The sequence below is a fragment of the Halonotius aquaticus genome, assembly GCF_003605575.1.
In the GTDB taxonomy this organism is placed as follows: domain Archaea; phylum Halobacteriota; class Halobacteria; order Halobacteriales; family Haloferacaceae; genus Halonotius; species Halonotius aquaticus.
In genome coordinates this window covers 51593-69659 of record NZ_QKNY01000010.1, presented here as the reverse complement: position 1 = coordinate 69659, position 18067 = coordinate 51593, and the positions used below count along the sequence as shown (strand labels likewise).

The following is an 18067-nucleotide window of genomic DNA, read 5'->3' as shown; positions in this document are numbered from 1 at the left end:
GTGTATGTCGATATCAGACGAGGAGCTTGCGGCAGTGCTCAAAACGCGGCACCACACCGACAAGATCAACACGGAGATGATCACACCCGGCGACCATATCGATCCCGAGCTTGTCGGCGACGGGATGCTGTTGCACGACAGCACCGACGACGACGGGATGCAGATCGGTCTGATCGAGACCAACGACGGCCACCTAATCAGGGCGCACCGTCCCGGCGACAACTTCGAGTTTGCAGCCGACGACGTGGAGCCGTCGGAGTACGATCCTATGTGGATTGTCGACCGGATGGGAGACTTTTCGAGTGTGCTGAGCGAGACGGAGACGGACGAGGATCGATGAGACAGCAATTCGAGATCGGTTTACGGCAGCGAGCGTTCGAGATAGTGTTGGAGCAGATAGGCGCTGAGGTGCGGGAGGAGGAAGGAGTCGCAAACGCCTGTATCGGCCCTGACCCCGTCCCGATCAGGGTCATGCCGATCTGGTTGGCGCACGAGCACGTAGCGGTCACAGACGACGTGATCGGCGAGCTGGCCGAGGATGGGGGTAAGGTCGCGATAGCCGGGTACGACGCAGAGGAGACCGCAGAGCCATCGGTCGTCACAGAGCCGAAGGTCGTGGATGCAACTGGAGTAGCCGAGGATGCAGACCCCCCAGTACCCTACGAGCGTGAAATTGCGGCGACCGACCCCGTCAGCCAATATGCAGCTGAGCACGGGGAGATGGTTCACTTGTTTCTACTCCCGTACCCAGATGCTTGGCGATGAACGGCGTCGTGTGCGGCGTCTGAGCAATACTTCGGTAGCTCTTCCTTTCTCTCAGCGGCTAATCTGACGGCCTGCAGGAGCCGTGAGTGCTGGTATCTCTCTTGTTGATGGTTGCAGGTATTCGTATCATGGTGCGCTTGATCCACGTCGAACTCAGGAGAGGATGGAAAGCATGACAACAGTTCTATTTCTACATTACATAATGTGCTTAACTTAGAGGCATTAGCAAATTCAATTGAATGAGTAGAATTAGAGATATTAGAAGACTTTCTTACATCCCATACATTTTATACAGTAGAGAAATGTTAACCGTATATGGCAGGTAAACCCCAATCCAAGCAACCCCGAGCCGTCGCGGTCAACATTCTCAAGGGCGGCTTCGGCAAATCGACGACAGCGATCAATCTCAGTAAGGAACTGGAGGTTCGAAACGGCCCGACTCTGCTGATCGACATGGACGACAACGGCCACACGACGTTCAATCTGGGCCACAAGGACAAATACGAGGGCGAGAACCATATGCAGAAGATTCTCGTTGACGGCGAGGATCCGACCGACTATATCGTCCCTGTCTCGGGAGATCTTGATCTACTCCCGGCGCATGACCTACTTGAAGAAGTCGAGGATAACCTGAAGTCGGCAATGGCGTCTAGCCAGCGACTCTACCGGAATGTCGTCGATCCACTGTTGGGGGATCGCTACGAGTACATCATCGTCGATACACCCGCCAACAGAGGTAAACTGAACGATAACGCACTCTATGCGACGAAGAACCTCATAATCCCGCTCCGCCCCGAGAGCGGCTGGGAATCGGGCATAACTCAGACGACTGACCGTGTGATTAAGGAAGCCCGAGAATACTTTGACCTCGATCTCCTTGCACTGGTTCCGACGGATCTGGAAGAACGATTGGATCAACAGACACGAGATCGGGATCTCCTATACGCGATCAACAGCCGGGACGGGCTTGCCCCGTTTGTCCCCGATTTTGCCCGCCTAACTGAGGCTGATTGGGACGCTATTGACGCCAAGGAGTACGACGGGGAGCTGCCGGGGATTCGTCATCGTGGGAGTATCGACATGGCTCACCGAGCACAGAAACCATTGCATGACCATGATCCGGAGTGCGACCAGCTCCGGTGTTACGAGGAGCTTGCTGAAATCGTCGAACAGGGAGGTATTACGCGATAATGGGGAGTCGATTCGACGATCTGAAAGACGAGGCGGGTGAAGAAGATGAGGAATCCGACGCCGGAAGCGAGGCCCTTGATGGGTTGGCGGATACGGTATCCAGTGATCCCACGGATACGAACCCGGACACCACGGTAGAACAGCAACCCACGACGGAAGAAGAGGAACAGAAAGAGGAGGACTCCTACGATCCCGAGAGCGACCCTGCCTTCCCCGCGGTTCGATCCCAAACTCAACATACGATCTACTGCCTCCCCGAAACATGGGAACGCATCGATGGATCAGCCGGCTTGCTGTTCGAGACAGAGGTACGGGCCCGCCGGGATGGAATGGGAGAAGTCCCGAAACGCGAATTACATAACGCGGTACTTCGTGCTGCCGCTGACAAACTAACTGTCGATGATATTCATGCCGCACTTGTCGAGACACGTCAGGAAAGAGCAGACGGCGATCTTATCGATCTGGAGGCTGACGATGACTGACGAGGATGCTTCACTCGGAGACGAAGACGACGAAACGGGAGACAGATTCGATAAAGATGATGTTGTAATTTATGAAGTCCCTGACGGGTTTTCGGCGGACAATTATCCTACGTTGATACTGGGTACTGACGACACTCCCGCTGGTGAAAAGACGATAATCGAACCTGATGGTGACGAGACAACAATGTCCGAATTGCACGAAGGGGTAGATCCAGCAGAGACAGTGTATAAGACACAACCGTTGATGATCAGTGACGACGATATAGTCCCGGTAGGCGAAGCAGGGTTCACGCCTGAAAGCCACTTACGCGACCCGGAACAAGATCAATGACCCGAGACGCTACAGACGGACACGGTGATGGTCGAACCAGCAGAGGTGACGCATGATCGACCAGCTCCGATCTCGATATCGACGGTGGCGGATTCGGCGTCGACGGAAGAAACTCCTACGCGCTTACTCTCGGGTGTTCAAGCGACGGACGGGGAAGCAGGTGGGTTTCACCCCAATTATGGCAGCGTGGTCGTATGCGGAGCGCGACGGTCTGCTGACTCAACATGACGATGGGACTATGGAGTGGCATTGGCCTTCGGAAGCCACCGAGGTAGAAATGGACGACCTCGACGAGTGAACTACTGTCGCCAGGTACGGCAGTAGTTGTTGAAACCGGATACTGCAGCATACCCACGAGAACGTTTTTTATGTGAAGCTGTTGATACACTGGTATGCCCCTAAACGACGAACACAGGCAGGGGGCCAAAACGATCGCGGCCGTGCTAGCGATTGCAGTCCCTGCACTGATCTGGTGGCAGACCGGACGAATCGACTACGCAGCACTCGGCTTGATACCCGCGGCGACCGCGCCGTGGTTTGTCGGGATACCCGATATCGATTCGGAGTCCTCGATCCCCCGCCGGCAGCTCCGCTCACTGGTTCTCGTTGGATCGGTACTCGGCATCGGCTACGTGGCCTACTTGAATCTCGGTACACTGACGGGGATGGTAGCCGGGTGGATCAGTGTCCTAACGCCGTCGACGGCGATCCCAATGATAGCCGGCGGGGTGCTCGCAGCGGGGGCCGCCATCGGTCATTTCATGGACCGAAAACTCTCCGACGTGCTCCCCCCTCACCGGGAGGAGCTACACAACCCGCTCCTGTATATCGGTGTGGCCGCGGTTGCGGTCGCAGTCGTACACTACGGCCTTCGAGGTGCAGGTATGGCACGCCTGGGGGCTATCGTGGTGATCGTCAGTGCGGCGTTCTGGGCGCTGGTTCATATCGCACAGGATAAGATGCATTGACGCCGGCGAGCCCTATCTTACGCAACCTCAGTTGTATTATCCGTCGAGCAACTCAGCTCGCGAGGAGAGATCTCGGTTCGACAATGAAACTCAGTTTGTTTCGAGGCAGACTCAGTCGCTAGCCGCCGGTCGGTCTATCGGATCAGTGCTCATCCGCTCACCGCGCCACAGATGGGCTTGGTGTGGAAGGTAGTCGTATTCGTCGAGCCGGCCTTCGGGAATTACGAGTGACGCCCTGAATTTTACTCGTGCCGATCCTTCATCCTCGCCGTAAAAGTCGACTTTGAGCAGGATATCTTTGATCTTCACCCGCACCCACTCTCCCTGGTGGTTTTGTCGGATAACCATCGTCGTTACGTCGGTATCGGGATCGTCGCCGTCGAAATCGAACTTGTGAACGTCACGAGCCGTGGCATCCATGCAGTTGGGCCGGTCGGATATATATTCGAGATCGTCGTTGGCGTCGAACGAGTAATGCTGCTGGATTACCGTCATGATCGCCCGCTCAGGCGTCTTGTGGAAGGCTTCGTCGAGGGAGTCGTGGTGGCTGGTTTCGAGAGCCATAGGCAATGAAGTCGCCCGGAATATTATAGTCTCTTTGAGGAAATACAACCAGCATGAGGACTAACCAACGTCTGTAAATTAAGCGGTAGAAATGTTGGTTAGCTTGTTCGTCGCCGACAGTAGCATTACATGATCTCGATAACGCCGCTTAGAAAAATAACTGTAATGCATGAATCACGATTCAACCCGGATAGGCAACGAAGTCGTCGGGGAACCGGTCATCGAGGAGATTCGCAGCGAGGGCCTCCGCTTTCTCCGCTCGGTCATAGGAGCGAAACCAACCCACCTGAAGCACCCGAATCGGTCGATAGAGCGCGGTGAAATTCGCTCCCTCTTCGACGGGGAGATTGATATGCTGATGGAGTCGCCGGAGGAGGTTCGAGGACACGCCGACATACAGCACACGGTCAGCTCCGTCGAGATTCTTGTATCGGCTGATGCTTGCGAGGGAGATCCCGTACCGGATCGCCGTACTGATGCCCGGTGTCTGGATACATTCTAACACGTAAACGGCGTTGTCCGCGAATGATCCATCGGTGTGAGGGAGCAGTTCGAGGACGATGCTCGATATCGAGTCATCATGCATCAGCGGGAGTGGATCGCTGGTTTGCTGATAGCTATCGGTAGGTACCTGATCGACGATCCGAGATTGCACCTCTTCGCGGAGAACCTCTCCCGGCGTTTGAGTGATCGTATAGGCCACCTCACCGGGGTAATGCATCACTTTTGTTTGACGCGTCAACTGTCTAAACCTATCGCCCAGTGCGGTTGTTTATTCGCCCAGTTCGTACCGCACGTCGTTTAGATAGTTCGAGACGGATTGCCGGTTCACACCGACAATATCAGCTGTTCCAGCCCGTGATCGCACTTCTCCTTGCTCTGGGGCGAGATGTACCCACGCTACGACAGCAGCCGTCTTCGCGGTGGCTATGTCGACCGGGACAGCAGGGGCGACATCGAGATCGAACGGGCCATGCTGCTCCCAGAGCCCGAACGCGAGCCGAGCGTCGCGGAACTTGGAGAACTCCCATGTCGAATCGTCGGGAAACCGTAGGTGGCCCATCATTCGGTCGAGATCGTCCTCGGCTGCTTGTTTCGGGTGTTGGGACACACAGAGTTGCGTACCGTCGTCGGCGACTGCTCCCGACACAGGGTGTTCGTCGAGGATCATACTCAAAATGAGTAAGCCCCTCCCCCATTAATCTAATTGAGTAACTTCACTCGGATTCAGTCCCCTTCTACAGACAACGGATTGGCTGTGTTTCTGTATAGCGATATACAATTTATGGCTGTTCGAGGCTATATCTACATCTCTTGTTGCTTAGTCAGTTGTCTGACGTGGACACTACACTAACCAAAAGTATTAGAAAGTAGTAAGATAGACGCTACACAAAGAGAATGGTCGATAACAAATCACCCCGAAACACAGCGAGGCGGCTCCCGTGACCGAATCTCAGTACCAGTGGGCACGGAAGTCACTCAGTGAGCTAATCGATTTCTACTACAGCGAGATCCGGCCGGCGATGCGAGAGGCCGGATATGAGCCACAGCATGGCAGACCAAGTTACGAGTGGCTGGCTGCCAACGAGTTCGCCGGCTTGTCACACACCCTTCGACAGCACCACGACCTCACAGTCAAGGAATTCTTCGTCGAGGAAGTCGGTCTCGGCGACGACACCCCAAGGGGCGACGGCGATGATCCCGGCTACGATTGGGGAATCCGCAGTGACGAGACCATCGAGGCGATCCAGACGTACCTCTCGACGCAACGTGATCGCGGCGAGCTCGCAGCTTCGACGGTCACCAGTCGTCGCTCCCGGTTGGCGGAGTATGCCCGGATATACGAGCAGCACCACGGTTCGCTCAGTCTTACCCGCAACCTCGACGACATCGAGGAACGCCCAGCTGAAAACGATCGTTGCATGGAGGTGTTCGACGTACTCAAAGAGCGACTGTCAACCGATCAGTCCCGCCTCAAATATCTCGGCGACGTACAGCAGTTCTACGACTATCAGGTACGGTTCGAGGGAGCGAAGTACAATCCGCTCGACGGAGCCAACGACCAGTTTCGGTGGGAGATAGACAACCGTGACAACAAGACTGTCGATGCCGAGGGGATGCGGGCAATCTACGAGGCCGCCGACAGCATCGAGTCTCAACTCTTAGTGTTGTCCCTCGGCGCGTGGGGGCTGCGCCCCAACGAAGTGGCGTCACTCACTATCGATCAGTTCGAGCTCAGCGACGACGAGGACAACCGGATCGTTTTCGAGCAGCGGAAGAACGGCCCTGGTGAGGTCGCTGTCCTGTTCGGCGTTGATGTCCTGAAACAGCGCGTCGTCGATCTCGATGATCCCGGATGGGACGGATATTTGTTCCCCTCTGAGCGGTCTTCGACAGGCCACATCACGCCGCAGACGATCACCAACCGATTCAAACGGCTCGCCGTCGACGCCGGCGTCACAGTCGAGGGTGAGCCCCCGACTGCAAAGATGGGTCGACGTTTCTGGTATACGACCTACAACGAGGCCGTCAAACAGATGATGGAGGGGCTTGAGGGGATCGCTGCCGATCAAGGATCGTCGAGTACGGAAATCGTATCACAGAACTATCTCTCGGAAGCTGAGAAACGACGGTACAGACGGGAATCGATGCGGGACAAGTTAGAAGCGGTATTCGGGAATGTGGTGGGCGAGGATCCTTCGTGAATATTCTGATCCCTTTATCTGTCAGAAGGTAATATATATGTTAATGAATTCTAGGTTGACTGAGCTAGTCAATCAAATTCGAATCCGTCGAATCTTATTCCAGTTACGTACTGGACGCTACAATAGACCTATAGGAATCGGAATTGGGTTGGCAAGTGCTCTGTTGCTGTTTGTCAGCGGTTATCTACTTGGTTCGCCATTCGCTGAAGCGATTTCTTCTGTCATTCCGGTTCAATTTTTGCAGAGAGATTTGACTGTCTTATGGGGTGTCCATGCCACAATTATATCATTGAGTTTAGTAGGGCTATCTTTTGCGTGGAACTCCGTTCGTGATCTTCCTACCAGAGATGCTATCATTGCGGAGATCGCGTACCGGCTCCGCTCGATTGAGACCATCACATTCCTACTTGCTGCTAATCTTTTAATTGGTGGAGGTGTGCTACTCACAACCAGTGACACTGTAACACCTGCTATTGGTGTCTCTGTAGGAATATTGCTGATCGGAAGTATTGTAGTTGCTGTTCGCCGGTTCTGGATTGTTTTTGATCTTCTGATTCACAATACCTTAGATGAGAAAGTTTTTGATTTTGCCGACGACGCGTTGTCCGGTAGATCTCAAGGAACCGAGAGTGATTACGACGAGTACCTTGGACACTTTTTTGATGGGTGTCATGTCGAGGTAGATCGGGATCGACCAGAGCAGTTGCATGAACAGTTCCGCGGTGTTGAAGAGCTTTTAGATAAACTACTGGCTACTGATTCATCAGTTAAGAAAGATAGCCAAATATGGGCATATGTATTCGAGAAGTACGATGCTATCTATCGCCGCTGTGTTACAAAGGGGAATCCACCACTTGAACGTGAAGTGATCAAATCACTCTCAGGGGTTCATTTGAAAATACACCGACAAGGAGAGACTGATTTATCTCTCCGGTCATTAGAGTGTTTTTCGACTCTGTTTGAACGTGGGTATACTATAGAAACTGAAGGGGGTTCGAATGAATACCTTCTGGGCAGGTTTGAGAACGCTCAACGTGAGGTTCTCTCGGAGTTTGACAGAGTTAACGATCAAGAGCTTCTATCTGACACATTTGAGCTTGTCGACGGAATGTTGGATACCCATACCATGTTATGGAGAACCGCAGTAGAAAACGAGGCAGTCGGTGCTCTTGATTATCTACGGCATATGCTCGACGACGTCTACCAATTCCGCAGATATGAGCATTCACCGCCGCCGGATGTTCGAGACCGGCGTGATATCTCAAATGAATCAGTAGCGGCTCAGAAACAGGATCAAGCAGATATTTATCGTGAGTCTGTTCGGCACCTACGATATGCGGCTTATGCGTGGGCTCTTAATTTGTATGAGGAGGGAGATAGTTCGGAAGATTTCATTAACCATGTATTTTCAAAATACGTAGAACAGGAATTCGGTTCGGTTACTGAACTTTCTGGTGTGTACTTCTCAATGCGCGAGGCGACTGAGCCTTTGAACTATTGGGAGCATTGGAACATTGATCGTGAAATGGAGCAAAACTACGGGATGGCAATGACTGGAGTGGCAGTCCACACATGGCTACTTCGGTTTTACTGCGCGGCTGTCATCTGGCTAGTTAATGACGACGAAAAAATAGCCAACCTCCGAGAACAGACACCAGCCAACAGTCCACTTACAGAACATGAACAAGTCCAGCCTGATGTAGATCGAATCATCGATCAAATCGAAACTTACCGAGAGGAATATCCTCTTAAAAATCTCTTAGATGGTAAGGCCCCTATCGTTGATCGATGTGATGCAATCATTGACTACTTTGAGGATGTTAAATCTGTATTGGATGAACAAGAGCAGGCCCGAATTCGAGAAATGCCAATCAGTGATGAGTATGTGTCTGGGTACGCAGAAAATATAAACTCACAATTGAAGTCTGCTAACTTCTGGACTGCTATTGAGACTGTTGGCGATGTTACACAGGTTGATTCTCTGGAGGAAGATCCGAATGTAACGTTCTCGGGAGTGGCCTCAGCACCGCGAAAACTTTTCGTAGATGATGGTATGGAGACGATGTTTCAATCTCACCATCGTGATCTTATCGACAGGTACCGAAGTCTAGTATTAGAAGAACTGAACATTATTGAGCGAGAGGTTGATTCTGCTACCGATATTCCCGATGCGCTTGCCGAACTTGTCTCAGATAAAGAAGTTGCCCTCATTGTCTGTGAGCACAGAGATGTAGGGCGAATTCTTCAGGATGATGAGCGGAGTGGGCGTTCCAGTAACAATGTACCCAACAGTTATTTTTCTTTCCTGAATGTACCGGTACTAAGAGATGTAACGACCGAATTCGCCGCTTTTGTGTTATTAGATGAGAATTTCGAGTATATAGAGGAGTGTGAGGATGTTTCGGTCTCAGTAGATGTTACAGCAGGTGAATCTGTGGACAATTGGAACATTGAAGAATTCACCGACGACCAAGATATTAGAGATCATGCCCAAATTGAATTGTCATATAATGCATATATTGAGGGATCAGGTCAGAACGGGGTGATTTTTCGCATTTCAGAATGAGCGGTGTCATGGCCAGTTGTAGTATGACTATTTATTTTGGTTCTCAGATGTAAAACATCTCTGTGATATATAATTAAAGCGTTATTTTAATTATGCCGCCCTTCAGCTAACCAACAAAACTATACGAAACGAGCCCGCAATGTTGGTTAGTGTGTAGCCATGACCGACCAAACGATCCCAGTGGGCGAAACCAACGACGGAGTCGCCGACGGGGACATTACTCCGAATCAGCCCGTTGACCTCCCGGTCGAGGAGATCCTCACCGGCCGGGCTGACTATCTTCGTGCTACCGCAGGAGGAAGCCAATGACTGACGACCCTCGAAAAGAGATCGACCAAGACGAACAGCCCAACCGGAAGGCGACAACTGACGGGGGAAGTGAACCACCGACGAAACCCAACGCACCATCGAACCTCCCGCAGTATATCAGCACCGGCGTGGAGAAGCAATCACCTGAGGATCTCCGCGATCTCGCCGCTTACGCCGAGCGGATGGCTGAGTGGATGGAAGCCGAGGCCCAACGCGAGCTCGAACAACGAGCGGATCAATCGGCCACAGAGACGCCCGATGAATGGGAGGACGACGAGTGGGAGGATGCCGTCGACGACGCTCGCGAAGATGCCGACATTCCAGCCTCGAAGGGTACACTCACGACGAAGACGATCGACGGTCGAGATTACTGGTACCTGCAGTGGCGTGAGGGTTCCAAAATCAAGTCGCAGTATGTTGCACCAGTCGTCCCCGCGGACAACGAGTAACCGTGGAAATGTCGCACCTGTCGCTACACTTTTCTAGACTGCTAGTCGTCTTTTGAGTGGCCGCTTCCCAACCCAAGCGGCCCTACTAATCGCCACCCAACTGGTGATGCCGGGTTGTCCGGGCACTCCTCGCTTTGCCTCTCCACCCTTTCATCATTCTCACGATGCTAACCAACAAACGATAGCAAACCACGGCCACTGTTGGTTAGTCTTCGGTGCGGGGATCAGAGACAAACCGATAGCTCCCGGTATCATGGATGTTTTCGAGGTGATCAGCCACCTCGAACCGTTGAATGCGGTGTTGGATTGTCTGTCGAACCGGGTTACCAAGGTCGTCTAGAACGCCACGTTCCTTGAGTGTTCGAAATACCTCTGTCGGCGTCGCCTTCCCCCACGGTTCGTCGTCGGCATCCCGACCCTCGGTAAAATAATCGAGGATAGCCTCATCCAGGCCATCCAGATCGTCGGGGTCGAGTGTCATACCCTCCGATTGCACCACGTTTTGCATTTACTTTTGGGTTCAGATGCTGCCAATTTATCAGCTTAGCTTATAGCTTTGCTAATAGCAAATTTTATTGCAAACACAATATGATATGATAACATGGAAAAGAGCGGTCACGAACAGCTGACGACTGCCGAAGGAACCTCGTGTCTGGAACGAGGGGCTTCTCAGCCCGGAGACGACCGTACAAGTCCTGCCGAGAATGAACTCTCGGCTCGCGATGTCTGTGATCTCACCGCGACCCAACGTGATGTGTTGACTGTCGTCGCAACGCTAACACGCCTCAGTGATGAGTCCAGCCCACCGCTCGGCTGTGACATCTATGATCGCCTGACAGCGATTCGCGCTGACACATCAGAAATCAACCGCTCGTATACGTATCAAACCCTCCGCTGGCTGGAAAACCACGACCTCGTTGAGAGTTCTCCCTCGGAATCTGATGGCCGAGCCAACGAGTACCAGCCAACGAACCGTGGCATGGCCGTTCTTGATGCCCTTGCCACACGCTACAGCCAGGTCGCAACTGCTCGGCCCGGATCGATCGACAATACTTCACTCCCTCCTTTTTCGCTGGGTCGGCCAGGGGATGATTCCGAATCTGGTAATGGCCATACCGGGCAGACAATGCGATCTGATGGTGGGAGTGTGACTCCATCGTCGGCGCCGATGGTGCGATCTACCCGTGCGTACGGTGTTGCGAAGTCGCTGCGGAATCACCTTGCGACGACCGACGGTGAGACGATCACCCTCCCAGACGCAGCCGATCTTTTGACTACAACACACCGGATGTGTACCGACGCTATTGACGCTCGATCCGAGTGGTTCGATCTCACCCACGTCGACGCTGATCAACCAACCTGTATCGTCCTCACAGAAGCTGGCATTGAGGCTGCCAGTGACGATCCGTACTGCGACTTCACTTCCTGCTTGTAGATCATTTTCAGCTTGGTATTCTAGTAGTTGAGCTGCTTCTCCACTCTTTCTGGATCTGTATAATTCTATCAAATCTGTCAAGTGTGTTCAAACACAGAAATGATTGAAATACCTGTTTTTGACAGGCTATGTCATGGCAACTGATCCGCCAGCACTCGATCCACCGACGACACGGTCACGGCTTGTTGAGGTGTTCGAGTCAATAGAGTCCTGGGGCGAACACAGTCCTGCGGCAATGCAGGCGATTCTTGATGCATTGGACGCTGAGACAGTACCAGCCATAGACAGTCTTGATGACCTCGAAAACGTCGAGGGTTCGGATCTCCCCTACGTGATCAAAGGCAATAATCAATCGCCGGGTGAGCTGCCAGATCAGGCGATTCCGACCGGCAAGCAACTCAAGACGTTATCGAGTTCCGTCTCCGATCAAGTTCAATCGGTTTCTGATGAAGTGCAGTCCGTCAACGCTCAAACGCTCAATAGCGTCGGGACGATCGCCGATATTTCAGAACCTGAGGACGGAGACCGCTACTTCGTCGCCGAGCTCGATACAGCTGTCCAATACGATGGGGACGGCGGGAAGTTCGAGATCGAGGGGCGGGCCACAACTGACGGGTCTGGGAAATCGGCTCTCCCGTCACCTGATCACTTCAAAACAGGCAGCGAAATCAAAACCCGTGGTGACGGGAAAACGTGGGAGGTCTAACTATGGCTGAATGGAATGAAAAAGAAACAAGCTCGACGGTTGGGCCTATTATTTCCGATACACAACCATCTAGTCCTTCGAAAGGTGATGAATGGGTTGACACGAGTTATCTGTCGCCAGCGAAAAAAATTTATTTGGGAGATAGCGGGTGGGCGACACTTATTACAGGTACTAATGTTCCGGATACTCAAACATACACCTCTAATGCTGAGGTTGATGTATCGGGTATAAATGAGACTGTTCGGATCGGAATAGTCGGAGAAAGCGGTGAGGGAACTGGACGTTGGTCTCCGGGAGGAGAAGCCGGTAGAGGTACCATCGAAGTCGATCTTTCTTCGTATAATACACTAAAACTACGACCTGGAAGTCTTGAAGGCGAGACTTCGAGCCAAGAGGATCAATACATTGATAGATACAGCTATTCAACCGGTGCGGGTGGTAGTGGAACTGCTATTCGGGATGGGCAAGGCAATGTGATAGCCATTGCTGGTGGCGGTGGAGGGGAAGCTGACTACGGAACCTACACAGATGATGGCTACGGCTGGATTAGGGGGGCTTCAGGTGGTGAAGGTGGGCCAACTGGGACTACAGCTGGTGGCAATGGTGGTTCGTATACAACATACTGGAATCGTGGGCAGAACATTAACACTCATGATGAAGCTGAAGATGGGGGAGTAATCACTAGACAAGACGCTGCGACTGTAGTATCACAAACCACTGGTGGCCCTCAAAATTCTGTTACGCTATTCAAATAATCACAAGAAGGCGTCCCATTCCCCCAAAATCGACCACCACGATCGAGGCGAGTGGGGTTGTTGAAATAAACTGCCTCAGTACCGGATTCTGAGGTGCTTCCCTCTGACTTTGAAAATACTCATATCATAAACTAACAAACAACTGTGTTTGAATACAGAAAATCGTTAAGCGGAATCTGTTTCGACCACCGGGCATGTCTGAACATACCCTCACCCGCCGGGACGCGCTCCGTGCGGGCTTCACCGCGAGCGTACTTCTCCCGACGGTCGCCACGCCGGTCGCTGCGGCCGACGACGGCCTCACTGCCTCAGATACGGCGACCTTCGATATCGAGCACCAACCTGAGCAGATGCAGGTTGCCGAAGATACGGCGATCTCGATAGAGTGGGGATCGATCCCCAGCAACGAGGAACTGACCGTCATCTTCGATGTCCGGCCTGCTGGATCGAGCGGGAGTTGGGAAACCCTCGATACCTACTCGTTCACACCAGGTGGCAGCAACGACAGCCGCACGGTGACCCACGACGAACTCTTCGCGAGCGGCGGCGACCTCACACAGCATTCAGAGATATCGACTGCCGATCTCGCGATCACCCCTGGCGTTGACCCCCCGTGTAAGGCCCGAACCTACGATGCCCGCGTTGAGGTGCGTGCGTCATCGCTCGGTAGTGTTGGGTACCTCACCGATTCCTTCCAGGTCCTCAATATTCTCGATACCGGGATGGGGTACAATCTTGGTGCCAACTTCGGGCTTCGCTACCCCGATTTCTCCCGCAAGGATCACGTCGATTTCGACGGTGAGTGGAGCGACTTTGCGATCCAAATCGATTCCTACAGTGCTGGGGTTGAAGCGATGAACGAGCTGCTCCCACAGGAAGGGGATAGCTGATGTCGGATATCTACACGCCCGAGGATATTGAGGCAGAAACCCGACACGAAATGGTCTGTCCCCGGTGTTTCGAGCAGGGTCTTGCGCCGTATCCAGCCTTCGCACGCGACTACGACGACCCACGCCAGCAGTTGATTCACGGGACGAAATGCCCGCAGTGCGATGAGCGGGTACCACCCGAAACGGTACGAACGATGCTCAAGCCGAAGCAATTCGGGATCGGGAGCCTCTCGTTTGACCTCAGCTGGCTTCGAGGCTCAGTTTCGCGTTCTGCACTCAAGTATGCAGCCGGCTTCTTTGCGGCGATCTTCGTGTTCGTCGTCATCCCGACGGTCGGGATGGCAGCTATCGACGGTGGCGGGGCGGGATTTCAAGATGGAGGTGATACCCCATACGACGGTACCCAAGTCGTGAGCACCGAGGGCGGCTGGAATGTCGTCGATCTTGGCGATAGGGCTGGCGGCGGCGACGGGTACATTATCGCCAACGAGACAGCGATTCTCTGCCATGATGGTGTTCGAGAGCTCCCTGAGAACCCAGCAGATATCGCGTCGGTCTGTACGTATGAGTCGCCTGAAGTTGGTGGCGACCGCTTAGAAGCGTACCTCAGTGGAACGGAATGGCAATTCAACGAAACCGACCTGAATATTTCTGACGGTGGCGAGCGATTGTCGACGATCAACTATCTGCATGGTACCATCGTCGACGAAGACGAGAATCCTTACTCCGGCGGCACCATCGTGTTTGCCGACGACGGCCGTACCATCGAGGCCGATAGCAACGGGGAGTACGAGCTTGAGGAACACTTGGAAGCCGGCACCTACGAGATCTATGCCTACACCGATAGTGCATCGACAGTCCCCTTCGAGATCGAGGTTGATGAGAACGGCCGCGTCAGCGTGGCCGGGAATCCAGACAGCGCGTTGTACGTCTCGGATGAAGATGGGACACTCGCTCAGAACCGGTTGAACTTCATCGCCACGTCACAGTACGATATCGGCGCGAGTGGAGGTGTTGAAGTCGATGTTGAGTGATTCGGTCGTGTTGTTTGCGGCTCCACCCGAGCTCATCATTGTCCTCATCCTGCTCCTGTTGCTGTTCGGGACAAGCCGACTCCCGAAACTCGGCCATGCTCTCGGGAAGGCCATTCCCGCATGGGAGGAGGGCCGATCAAACGCACCTGCTGGTGACACCTCGGAGGGAGAGGAGTAATGTCTTCCATGCCGTATCGGGTGGTTCTGTTTGGGTTGCTGGCAATCGCTGTAGCTGGGTTCGTGATGGTTCCTGCTGTCGCTGCCCAGTCTGAGAGACCCGTGTCGCTCGTCGATTCAACAACGCCTGACGATGCCACTGTCGGTGAACCTACACCAATTGAGCTGACCGTTGGGAATACACAATCTCATCCGACGAATGTCACGGTACAGGCCGCCGGGGCGACAAAACATACCGTGACAGTCGAACTCCGGCCAAACTCGGAGCGAACCGTCACGTTAGAACCCGAGGCCCCACCGAAACGTGGAGCCTTTGACGTGGCTGTCACTCTCTGGGAGCGTGATGGTGGGGTTCCCTTCGTCGCCGATCGCCTCACAGTGGATGCGACAACACTCCAATCAGGCAGCCAGCTTACTGTCCGTCCACTGACGGCGAGACAGGCAGTTGCCGCCGGCGAACCAGCGACTGTGGGCTTCGAAATTATCAATCAGGGCGACACCGAAACGACGGCCACGTTCGAGCTCGACGACGGCGAATCGACTCGCAAGCGAACCGTCACCCTCAGCGGTGGTGAGAGCACTGTCGAATCGGCAGCAGTGACAGCCCCTCAAACCGGTGAGACAACAGTATCGCTGACGCGGCAGTCGGGGAGTGACGGGGCTGAGGCGACCGTCATGGCGACTGAGGCACCTGTGACGGCGTCGATTGTTGCCTACGACCCATCCGATGACCAACTCATCCTCACACTCAAGAACACTCGCGAGGAGCCAGCACAGGCGTTCCTCCGACTCACTCGTGATCCTGGTGTCGGGGCTGCCACCACCAACGTCGCACAACAGGCTATCGATCTTGATCCAGGAGCTACAGAACGGGTGAACGTTTCGACCACCGATTTCGAGATCGGGCGTGGTCACTGGAGCCTGTCGCTAACGAATCTGATTGTCGACGGTGAAGCGGCTGCCTTTCCGAACACAACGACGCATACAATCCACGATACGTTCATTGAAACGAGCGACAATCTTGCGCCGAGTAAAGATCTCCCCCAATCAAATCCTCCTCAACAGGAATCCAGTGGAGACGGTTTTCCTGTATACCCGTTGCTGGGAGTCATGGTTCTGATTGGCGGATTCGGTGGAGGATATATCATCGGCTCCCGCGCTCTCTAATTGAGTGAAACAACAATCAGATTGGCGATATTGTTATTGGTTCACTTGCAAGATGGAAGGCGCGTATCTTGCACAGAATTAGTGGAGTGAGTAGTCGCTCCTGATACGCTATTCAACACAACAACTCATCGTGGACGTATCCCGGCGGAAGGCTTGACAGGCGTGTTTGAATGCCTCACTGAAACTCGGGAAAGGATGGATAGTGTCGATTATATCGTCAACTGTGAGCCCAAATTTCACAGCAAGCGTCGCCTCCGGTATCATATCGGCAGCCCGAGGCCCGACCATATGAACCCCCACAATTTCGTCTGTCTCGTGATGTTTGACGACTTGGAGTAATCCTCGCGTGTCTTTCACTGCTTTCGCTCTAGGTACATCCTCCATCTGAACCGTCCGGCATGAACACGTCCCATGTTCATCCATATATTCGAGTTCCGTTGTCCCGACCGCAGCAACCTCCGGACTCGTAAATACGACCGCAGGCACGGCGTTATAATCGATAGTTTTTCCCTCATTTCCGAAGGCATTCTTTATTGCGTGATTACCTTCTTTGGCAGCGACGGTCTCCAACTCTGGTTTTCCGATGACATCGCCCGCTGCGTAGACATCTGGATTCGCTGTTTGGAAGTGATCATCGACGACTATTGAGCCACGCTCGTTCGTTTCAATGCCGACAATATCCAGCCCGATATTTTCGCTATTAGGCTTGACACCAGTCGCAACGAACAATTCTTCTGCACAAAATTGTCGATTTTTACCATCAAGCGTTGTTTCGACAACCACACTTGTTTCAGTATCAGTGACGCCAGTATCCGCACTTTTGGACCGAACTTGTTGGAAATTAGTTCCGGTGATTACATTGATTCCTTCCTCATGGAAACACCGCTGTATTTCCCTGCCAAGTTGGCCTTCCATCTGTGATAGCACACGCTCGGAACGCTGGAGGATCGTTATATCGACGCCAACACGATGGAGAATCTGTCCCCACTCCAGTGCAATGTATCCCCCGCCGATAATAACAATACTCTCTGGAAGTTCACGACGCTCAAGAATCGTCTCACTTGTCTCATAATCAATACTGTCAAGCCCATCAATAGGGGCCGCCTGTGGGGAACTTCCCGTTGCAATCAATGCTTTCTCGCCTTCAATGCGGGATCCTTCATCTTCTCCATCAGTGATTTCAATTGTTGTATCGCCGACAAGCCTTCCATATCCCTCGTAGATATCTGTCTCGAAGTGCTCAGCGACGGAGACGTAGTTCTCTTGTCGGAATTGTTCAACCAGACGATCTGTCCCGTCAAGTGCTGCTTCCCAATTAACCGATGGTTCTCCCTCGGTATACTTGATAGCATCAAAGGGGTTGTGAGCCGGGGTAGATGCGGTCTCAGCCAGTGCGAGTAAGTGCTTGCTTGGAACACACCCAACGTTGACACACGTCCCACCGAGCGGGAGGCCTGTATTGACGAGCGCAGTCGAGAGGCCTCGTGAACTGGCTTCAGTAATTGCTGCGAAGGCAGCTGCTCCGCCACCGAGAATGATAAGATCATATGACTGCTGTTGTGTCATGAGAGGA

General features: G+C 53.3%; 22 protein-coding genes. 17 read left to right on the top strand and 5 right to left on the bottom strand.

Annotated features, from left to right (window positions below; all coding sequences use genetic code 11):
• The 6 genes from DM826_RS13045 to DM826_RS07505 all read left to right on the top strand — a co-directional run.
• A partial coding sequence (locus DM826_RS13045) for a hypothetical protein (protein ID WP_165853274.1) occupies window positions 1-340 on the top strand: 340 nt, incomplete at its 5' end.
• Window positions 337-765 (top strand): hypothetical protein, encoded by a 429-nt coding sequence (locus DM826_RS07530; RefSeq protein ID WP_120102791.1) that lies wholly within the window; start codon window positions 337-339, stop codon window positions 763-765. The genes DM826_RS13045 and DM826_RS07530, both read left to right, overlap by 4 nt.
• Window positions 766-1080: 315 nt before the next feature.
• A complete protein-coding gene (locus tag DM826_RS07525) occupies window positions 1081-1956 on the top strand; it encodes a ParA family protein (protein ID WP_120102790.1) in 876 nt (291 codons plus the stop codon).
• A complete protein-coding gene (locus DM826_RS07520; protein ID WP_120102789.1) occupies window positions 1956-2438 on the top strand; it encodes a hypothetical protein in 483 nt (160 codons plus the stop codon). The genes DM826_RS07525 and DM826_RS07520 overlap by 1 nt, the downstream gene beginning before the upstream one ends.
• Window positions 2431-2769 carry a hypothetical protein gene (locus DM826_RS07515; RefSeq protein WP_120102788.1) on the top strand — a complete coding sequence of 113 codons (339 nt, stop codon included), beginning with the start codon at window positions 2431-2433 and terminating at the stop codon, window positions 2767-2769. The genes DM826_RS07520 and DM826_RS07515 overlap by 8 nt, the downstream gene beginning before the upstream one ends.
• Window positions 2770-3161: 392 nt before the next feature.
• Window positions 3162-3737 (top strand): hypothetical protein, encoded by a 576-nt coding sequence (locus DM826_RS07505; protein WP_120102786.1) that lies wholly within the window; start codon window positions 3162-3164, stop codon window positions 3735-3737.
• Between the two features lie 111 nt (window positions 3738-3848).
• Here the strand turns inward: DM826_RS07505 and DM826_RS07500 are convergent, their stop codons facing one another.
• The 3 genes from DM826_RS07500 to DM826_RS07490 form a co-directional block, all read right to left on the bottom strand.
• Entirely contained in the window at window positions 3849-4301 is a 453-nt protein-coding gene (locus DM826_RS07500; RefSeq protein WP_120102785.1) for a hypothetical protein, read from the bottom strand.
• Between the two features lie 181 nt (window positions 4302-4482).
• On the bottom strand, window positions 4483-5022 hold the full coding sequence (locus tag DM826_RS07495; RefSeq protein ID WP_120102784.1) for a GIY-YIG nuclease family protein: 540 nt from the start codon (window positions 5020-5022) through the stop codon (window positions 4483-4485).
• Window positions 5023-5073: 51 nt separating this feature from the next.
• Window positions 5074-5472 (bottom strand): hypothetical protein, encoded by a 399-nt coding sequence (locus DM826_RS07490; RefSeq protein ID WP_120102783.1) that lies wholly within the window; start codon window positions 5470-5472, stop codon window positions 5074-5076.
• Window positions 5473-5743: 271 nt separating this feature from the next.
• Between DM826_RS07490 and DM826_RS07485 the strand changes: the two genes are divergently transcribed.
• The 4 genes from DM826_RS07485 (at window position 5744) to DM826_RS07475 (ending at window position 10330) form a co-directional block, all read left to right on the top strand.
• Window positions 5744-7006, top strand: a complete 1263-nt coding sequence (locus DM826_RS07485; RefSeq protein ID WP_233735708.1) for a tyrosine-type recombinase/integrase — start codon at window positions 5744-5746, stop codon at window positions 7004-7006.
• Window positions 7007-7049: 43 nt separating this feature from the next.
• Window positions 7050-9572 carry a hypothetical protein gene (locus tag DM826_RS12860; RefSeq protein ID WP_133304664.1) on the top strand — a complete coding sequence of 841 codons (2523 nt, stop codon included), beginning with the start codon at window positions 7050-7052 and terminating at the stop codon, window positions 9570-9572.
• A gap of 159 nt (window positions 9573-9731) precedes the next feature.
• Window positions 9732-9881, top strand: a complete 150-nt coding sequence (locus tag DM826_RS13040) for a hypothetical protein (protein WP_165853273.1) — start codon at window positions 9732-9734, stop codon at window positions 9879-9881.
• Complete coding sequence (locus tag DM826_RS07475) at window positions 9878-10330, top strand: hypothetical protein (RefSeq protein WP_205738815.1); 453 nt, start codon at window positions 9878-9880, stop codon at window positions 10328-10330. The genes DM826_RS13040 and DM826_RS07475 overlap by 4 nt, the downstream gene beginning before the upstream one ends.
• Before the next feature lie 205 nt (window positions 10331-10535).
• Here the strand turns inward: DM826_RS07475 and DM826_RS07470 are convergent, their stop codons facing one another.
• A complete protein-coding gene (locus tag DM826_RS07470; protein WP_133304663.1) occupies window positions 10536-10811 on the bottom strand; it encodes a hypothetical protein in 276 nt (91 codons plus the stop codon).
• Window positions 10812-10931: 120 nt separating this feature from the next.
• On the opposite strand from DM826_RS07470, the gene DM826_RS07465 reads away from it, so the two are divergent.
• The 7 genes from DM826_RS07465 to DM826_RS07435 all read left to right on the top strand — a co-directional run bounded on the left by DM826_RS07465 (window position 10932) and on the right by DM826_RS07435 (window position 16494).
• Window positions 10932-11765 carry a hypothetical protein gene (locus DM826_RS07465; protein ID WP_120102779.1) on the top strand — a complete coding sequence of 278 codons (834 nt, stop codon included), beginning with the start codon at window positions 10932-10934 and terminating at the stop codon, window positions 11763-11765.
• Between the two features lie 133 nt (window positions 11766-11898).
• On the top strand, window positions 11899-12471 hold the full coding sequence (locus tag DM826_RS07460) for a hypothetical protein (protein WP_120102778.1): 573 nt from the start codon (window positions 11899-11901) through the stop codon (window positions 12469-12471).
• 2 nt (window positions 12472-12473) lie between these two features.
• On the top strand, window positions 12474-13226 hold the full coding sequence (locus tag DM826_RS12855; protein WP_133304662.1) for a hypothetical protein: 753 nt from the start codon (window positions 12474-12476) through the stop codon (window positions 13224-13226).
• A gap of 194 nt (window positions 13227-13420) precedes the next feature.
• The gene (locus DM826_RS07450) at window positions 13421-14116 is read left to right on the top strand and encodes a hypothetical protein (protein WP_120102776.1); all 696 of its coding nucleotides are present in this window, start codon (window positions 13421-13423) and stop codon (window positions 14114-14116) included.
• Window positions 14116-15150, top strand: coding sequence for a carboxypeptidase-like regulatory domain-containing protein (locus DM826_RS07445; RefSeq protein ID WP_120102775.1), 1035 nt, complete (start codon window positions 14116-14118; stop codon window positions 15148-15150). Before DM826_RS07450 ends, DM826_RS07445 begins: the two co-directional genes overlap by 1 nt.
• Entirely contained in the window at window positions 15140-15328 is a 189-nt protein-coding gene (locus DM826_RS07440; RefSeq protein WP_120102774.1) for a twin-arginine translocase TatA/TatE family subunit, read from the top strand. The genes DM826_RS07445 and DM826_RS07440 overlap by 11 nt, the downstream gene beginning before the upstream one ends.
• A gap of 8 nt (window positions 15329-15336) precedes the next feature.
• The gene (locus DM826_RS07435) at window positions 15337-16494 is read left to right on the top strand and encodes a hypothetical protein (RefSeq protein WP_120102773.1); all 1158 of its coding nucleotides are present in this window, start codon (window positions 15337-15339) and stop codon (window positions 16492-16494) included.
• Window positions 16495-16602: 108 nt separating this feature from the next.
• Here DM826_RS07435 and merA read toward each other — a convergent pair whose 3' ends face one another.
• Entirely contained in the window at window positions 16603-18060 is a 1458-nt protein-coding gene (gene merA / locus DM826_RS07430; protein WP_120102772.1) for a mercury(II) reductase, read from the bottom strand.
• Window positions 18061-18067 lie beyond the last annotated feature (7 nt).

Bases quoted from the DNA above. Each gene is read 5' to 3' on its own strand.
- DM826_RS07530 (WP_120102791.1), top strand. From the start codon at position 337: ATGAGACAGCAATTCGAGATCGGTTTACGGCAGCGAGCGTTCGAGATA.
- DM826_RS07525 (WP_120102790.1), top strand. From the start codon at position 1,081: ATGGCAGGTAAACCCCAATCCAAGCAACCCCGAGCCGTCGCGGTCAAC.
- DM826_RS07520 (WP_120102789.1), top strand. From the start codon at position 1,956: ATGGGGAGTCGATTCGACGATCTGAAAGACGAGGCGGGTGAAGAAGAT.
- DM826_RS07515 (WP_120102788.1), top strand. From the start codon at position 2,431: ATGACTGACGAGGATGCTTCACTCGGAGACGAAGACGACGAAACGGGA.
- DM826_RS07505 (WP_120102786.1), top strand. From the start codon at position 3,162: ATGCCCCTAAACGACGAACACAGGCAGGGGGCCAAAACGATCGCGGCC.
- DM826_RS07500 (WP_120102785.1), bottom strand. From the start codon at position 4,301: ATGGCTCTCGAAACCAGCCACCACGACTCCCTCGACGAAGCCTTCCAC.
- DM826_RS07495 (WP_120102784.1), bottom strand. From the start codon at position 5,022: ATGCATTACCCCGGTGAGGTGGCCTATACGATCACTCAAACGCCGGGA.
- DM826_RS07490 (WP_120102783.1), bottom strand. From the start codon at position 5,472: ATGATCCTCGACGAACACCCTGTGTCGGGAGCAGTCGCCGACGACGGT.
- DM826_RS12860 (WP_133304664.1), top strand. From the start codon at position 7,050: ATGAATTCTAGGTTGACTGAGCTAGTCAATCAAATTCGAATCCGTCGA.
- DM826_RS13040 (WP_165853273.1), top strand. From the start codon at position 9,732: ATGACCGACCAAACGATCCCAGTGGGCGAAACCAACGACGGAGTCGCC.
- DM826_RS07475 (WP_205738815.1), top strand. From the start codon at position 9,878: ATGACTGACGACCCTCGAAAAGAGATCGACCAAGACGAACAGCCCAAC.
- DM826_RS07470 (WP_133304663.1), bottom strand. From the start codon at position 10,811: ATGACACTCGACCCCGACGATCTGGATGGCCTGGATGAGGCTATCCTC.
- DM826_RS07465 (WP_120102779.1), top strand. From the start codon at position 10,932: ATGGAAAAGAGCGGTCACGAACAGCTGACGACTGCCGAAGGAACCTCG.
- DM826_RS07460 (WP_120102778.1), top strand. From the start codon at position 11,899: ATGGCAACTGATCCGCCAGCACTCGATCCACCGACGACACGGTCACGG.
- DM826_RS12855 (WP_133304662.1), top strand. From the start codon at position 12,474: ATGGCTGAATGGAATGAAAAAGAAACAAGCTCGACGGTTGGGCCTATT.
- DM826_RS07450 (WP_120102776.1), top strand. From the start codon at position 13,421: ATGTCTGAACATACCCTCACCCGCCGGGACGCGCTCCGTGCGGGCTTC.
- DM826_RS07445 (WP_120102775.1), top strand. From the start codon at position 14,116: ATGTCGGATATCTACACGCCCGAGGATATTGAGGCAGAAACCCGACAC.
- DM826_RS07440 (WP_120102774.1), top strand. From the start codon at position 15,140: ATGTTGAGTGATTCGGTCGTGTTGTTTGCGGCTCCACCCGAGCTCATC.
- DM826_RS07435 (WP_120102773.1), top strand. From the start codon at position 15,337: ATGCCGTATCGGGTGGTTCTGTTTGGGTTGCTGGCAATCGCTGTAGCT.
- merA (WP_120102772.1), bottom strand. From the start codon at position 18,060: ATGACACAACAGCAGTCATATGATCTTATCATTCTCGGTGGCGGAGCA.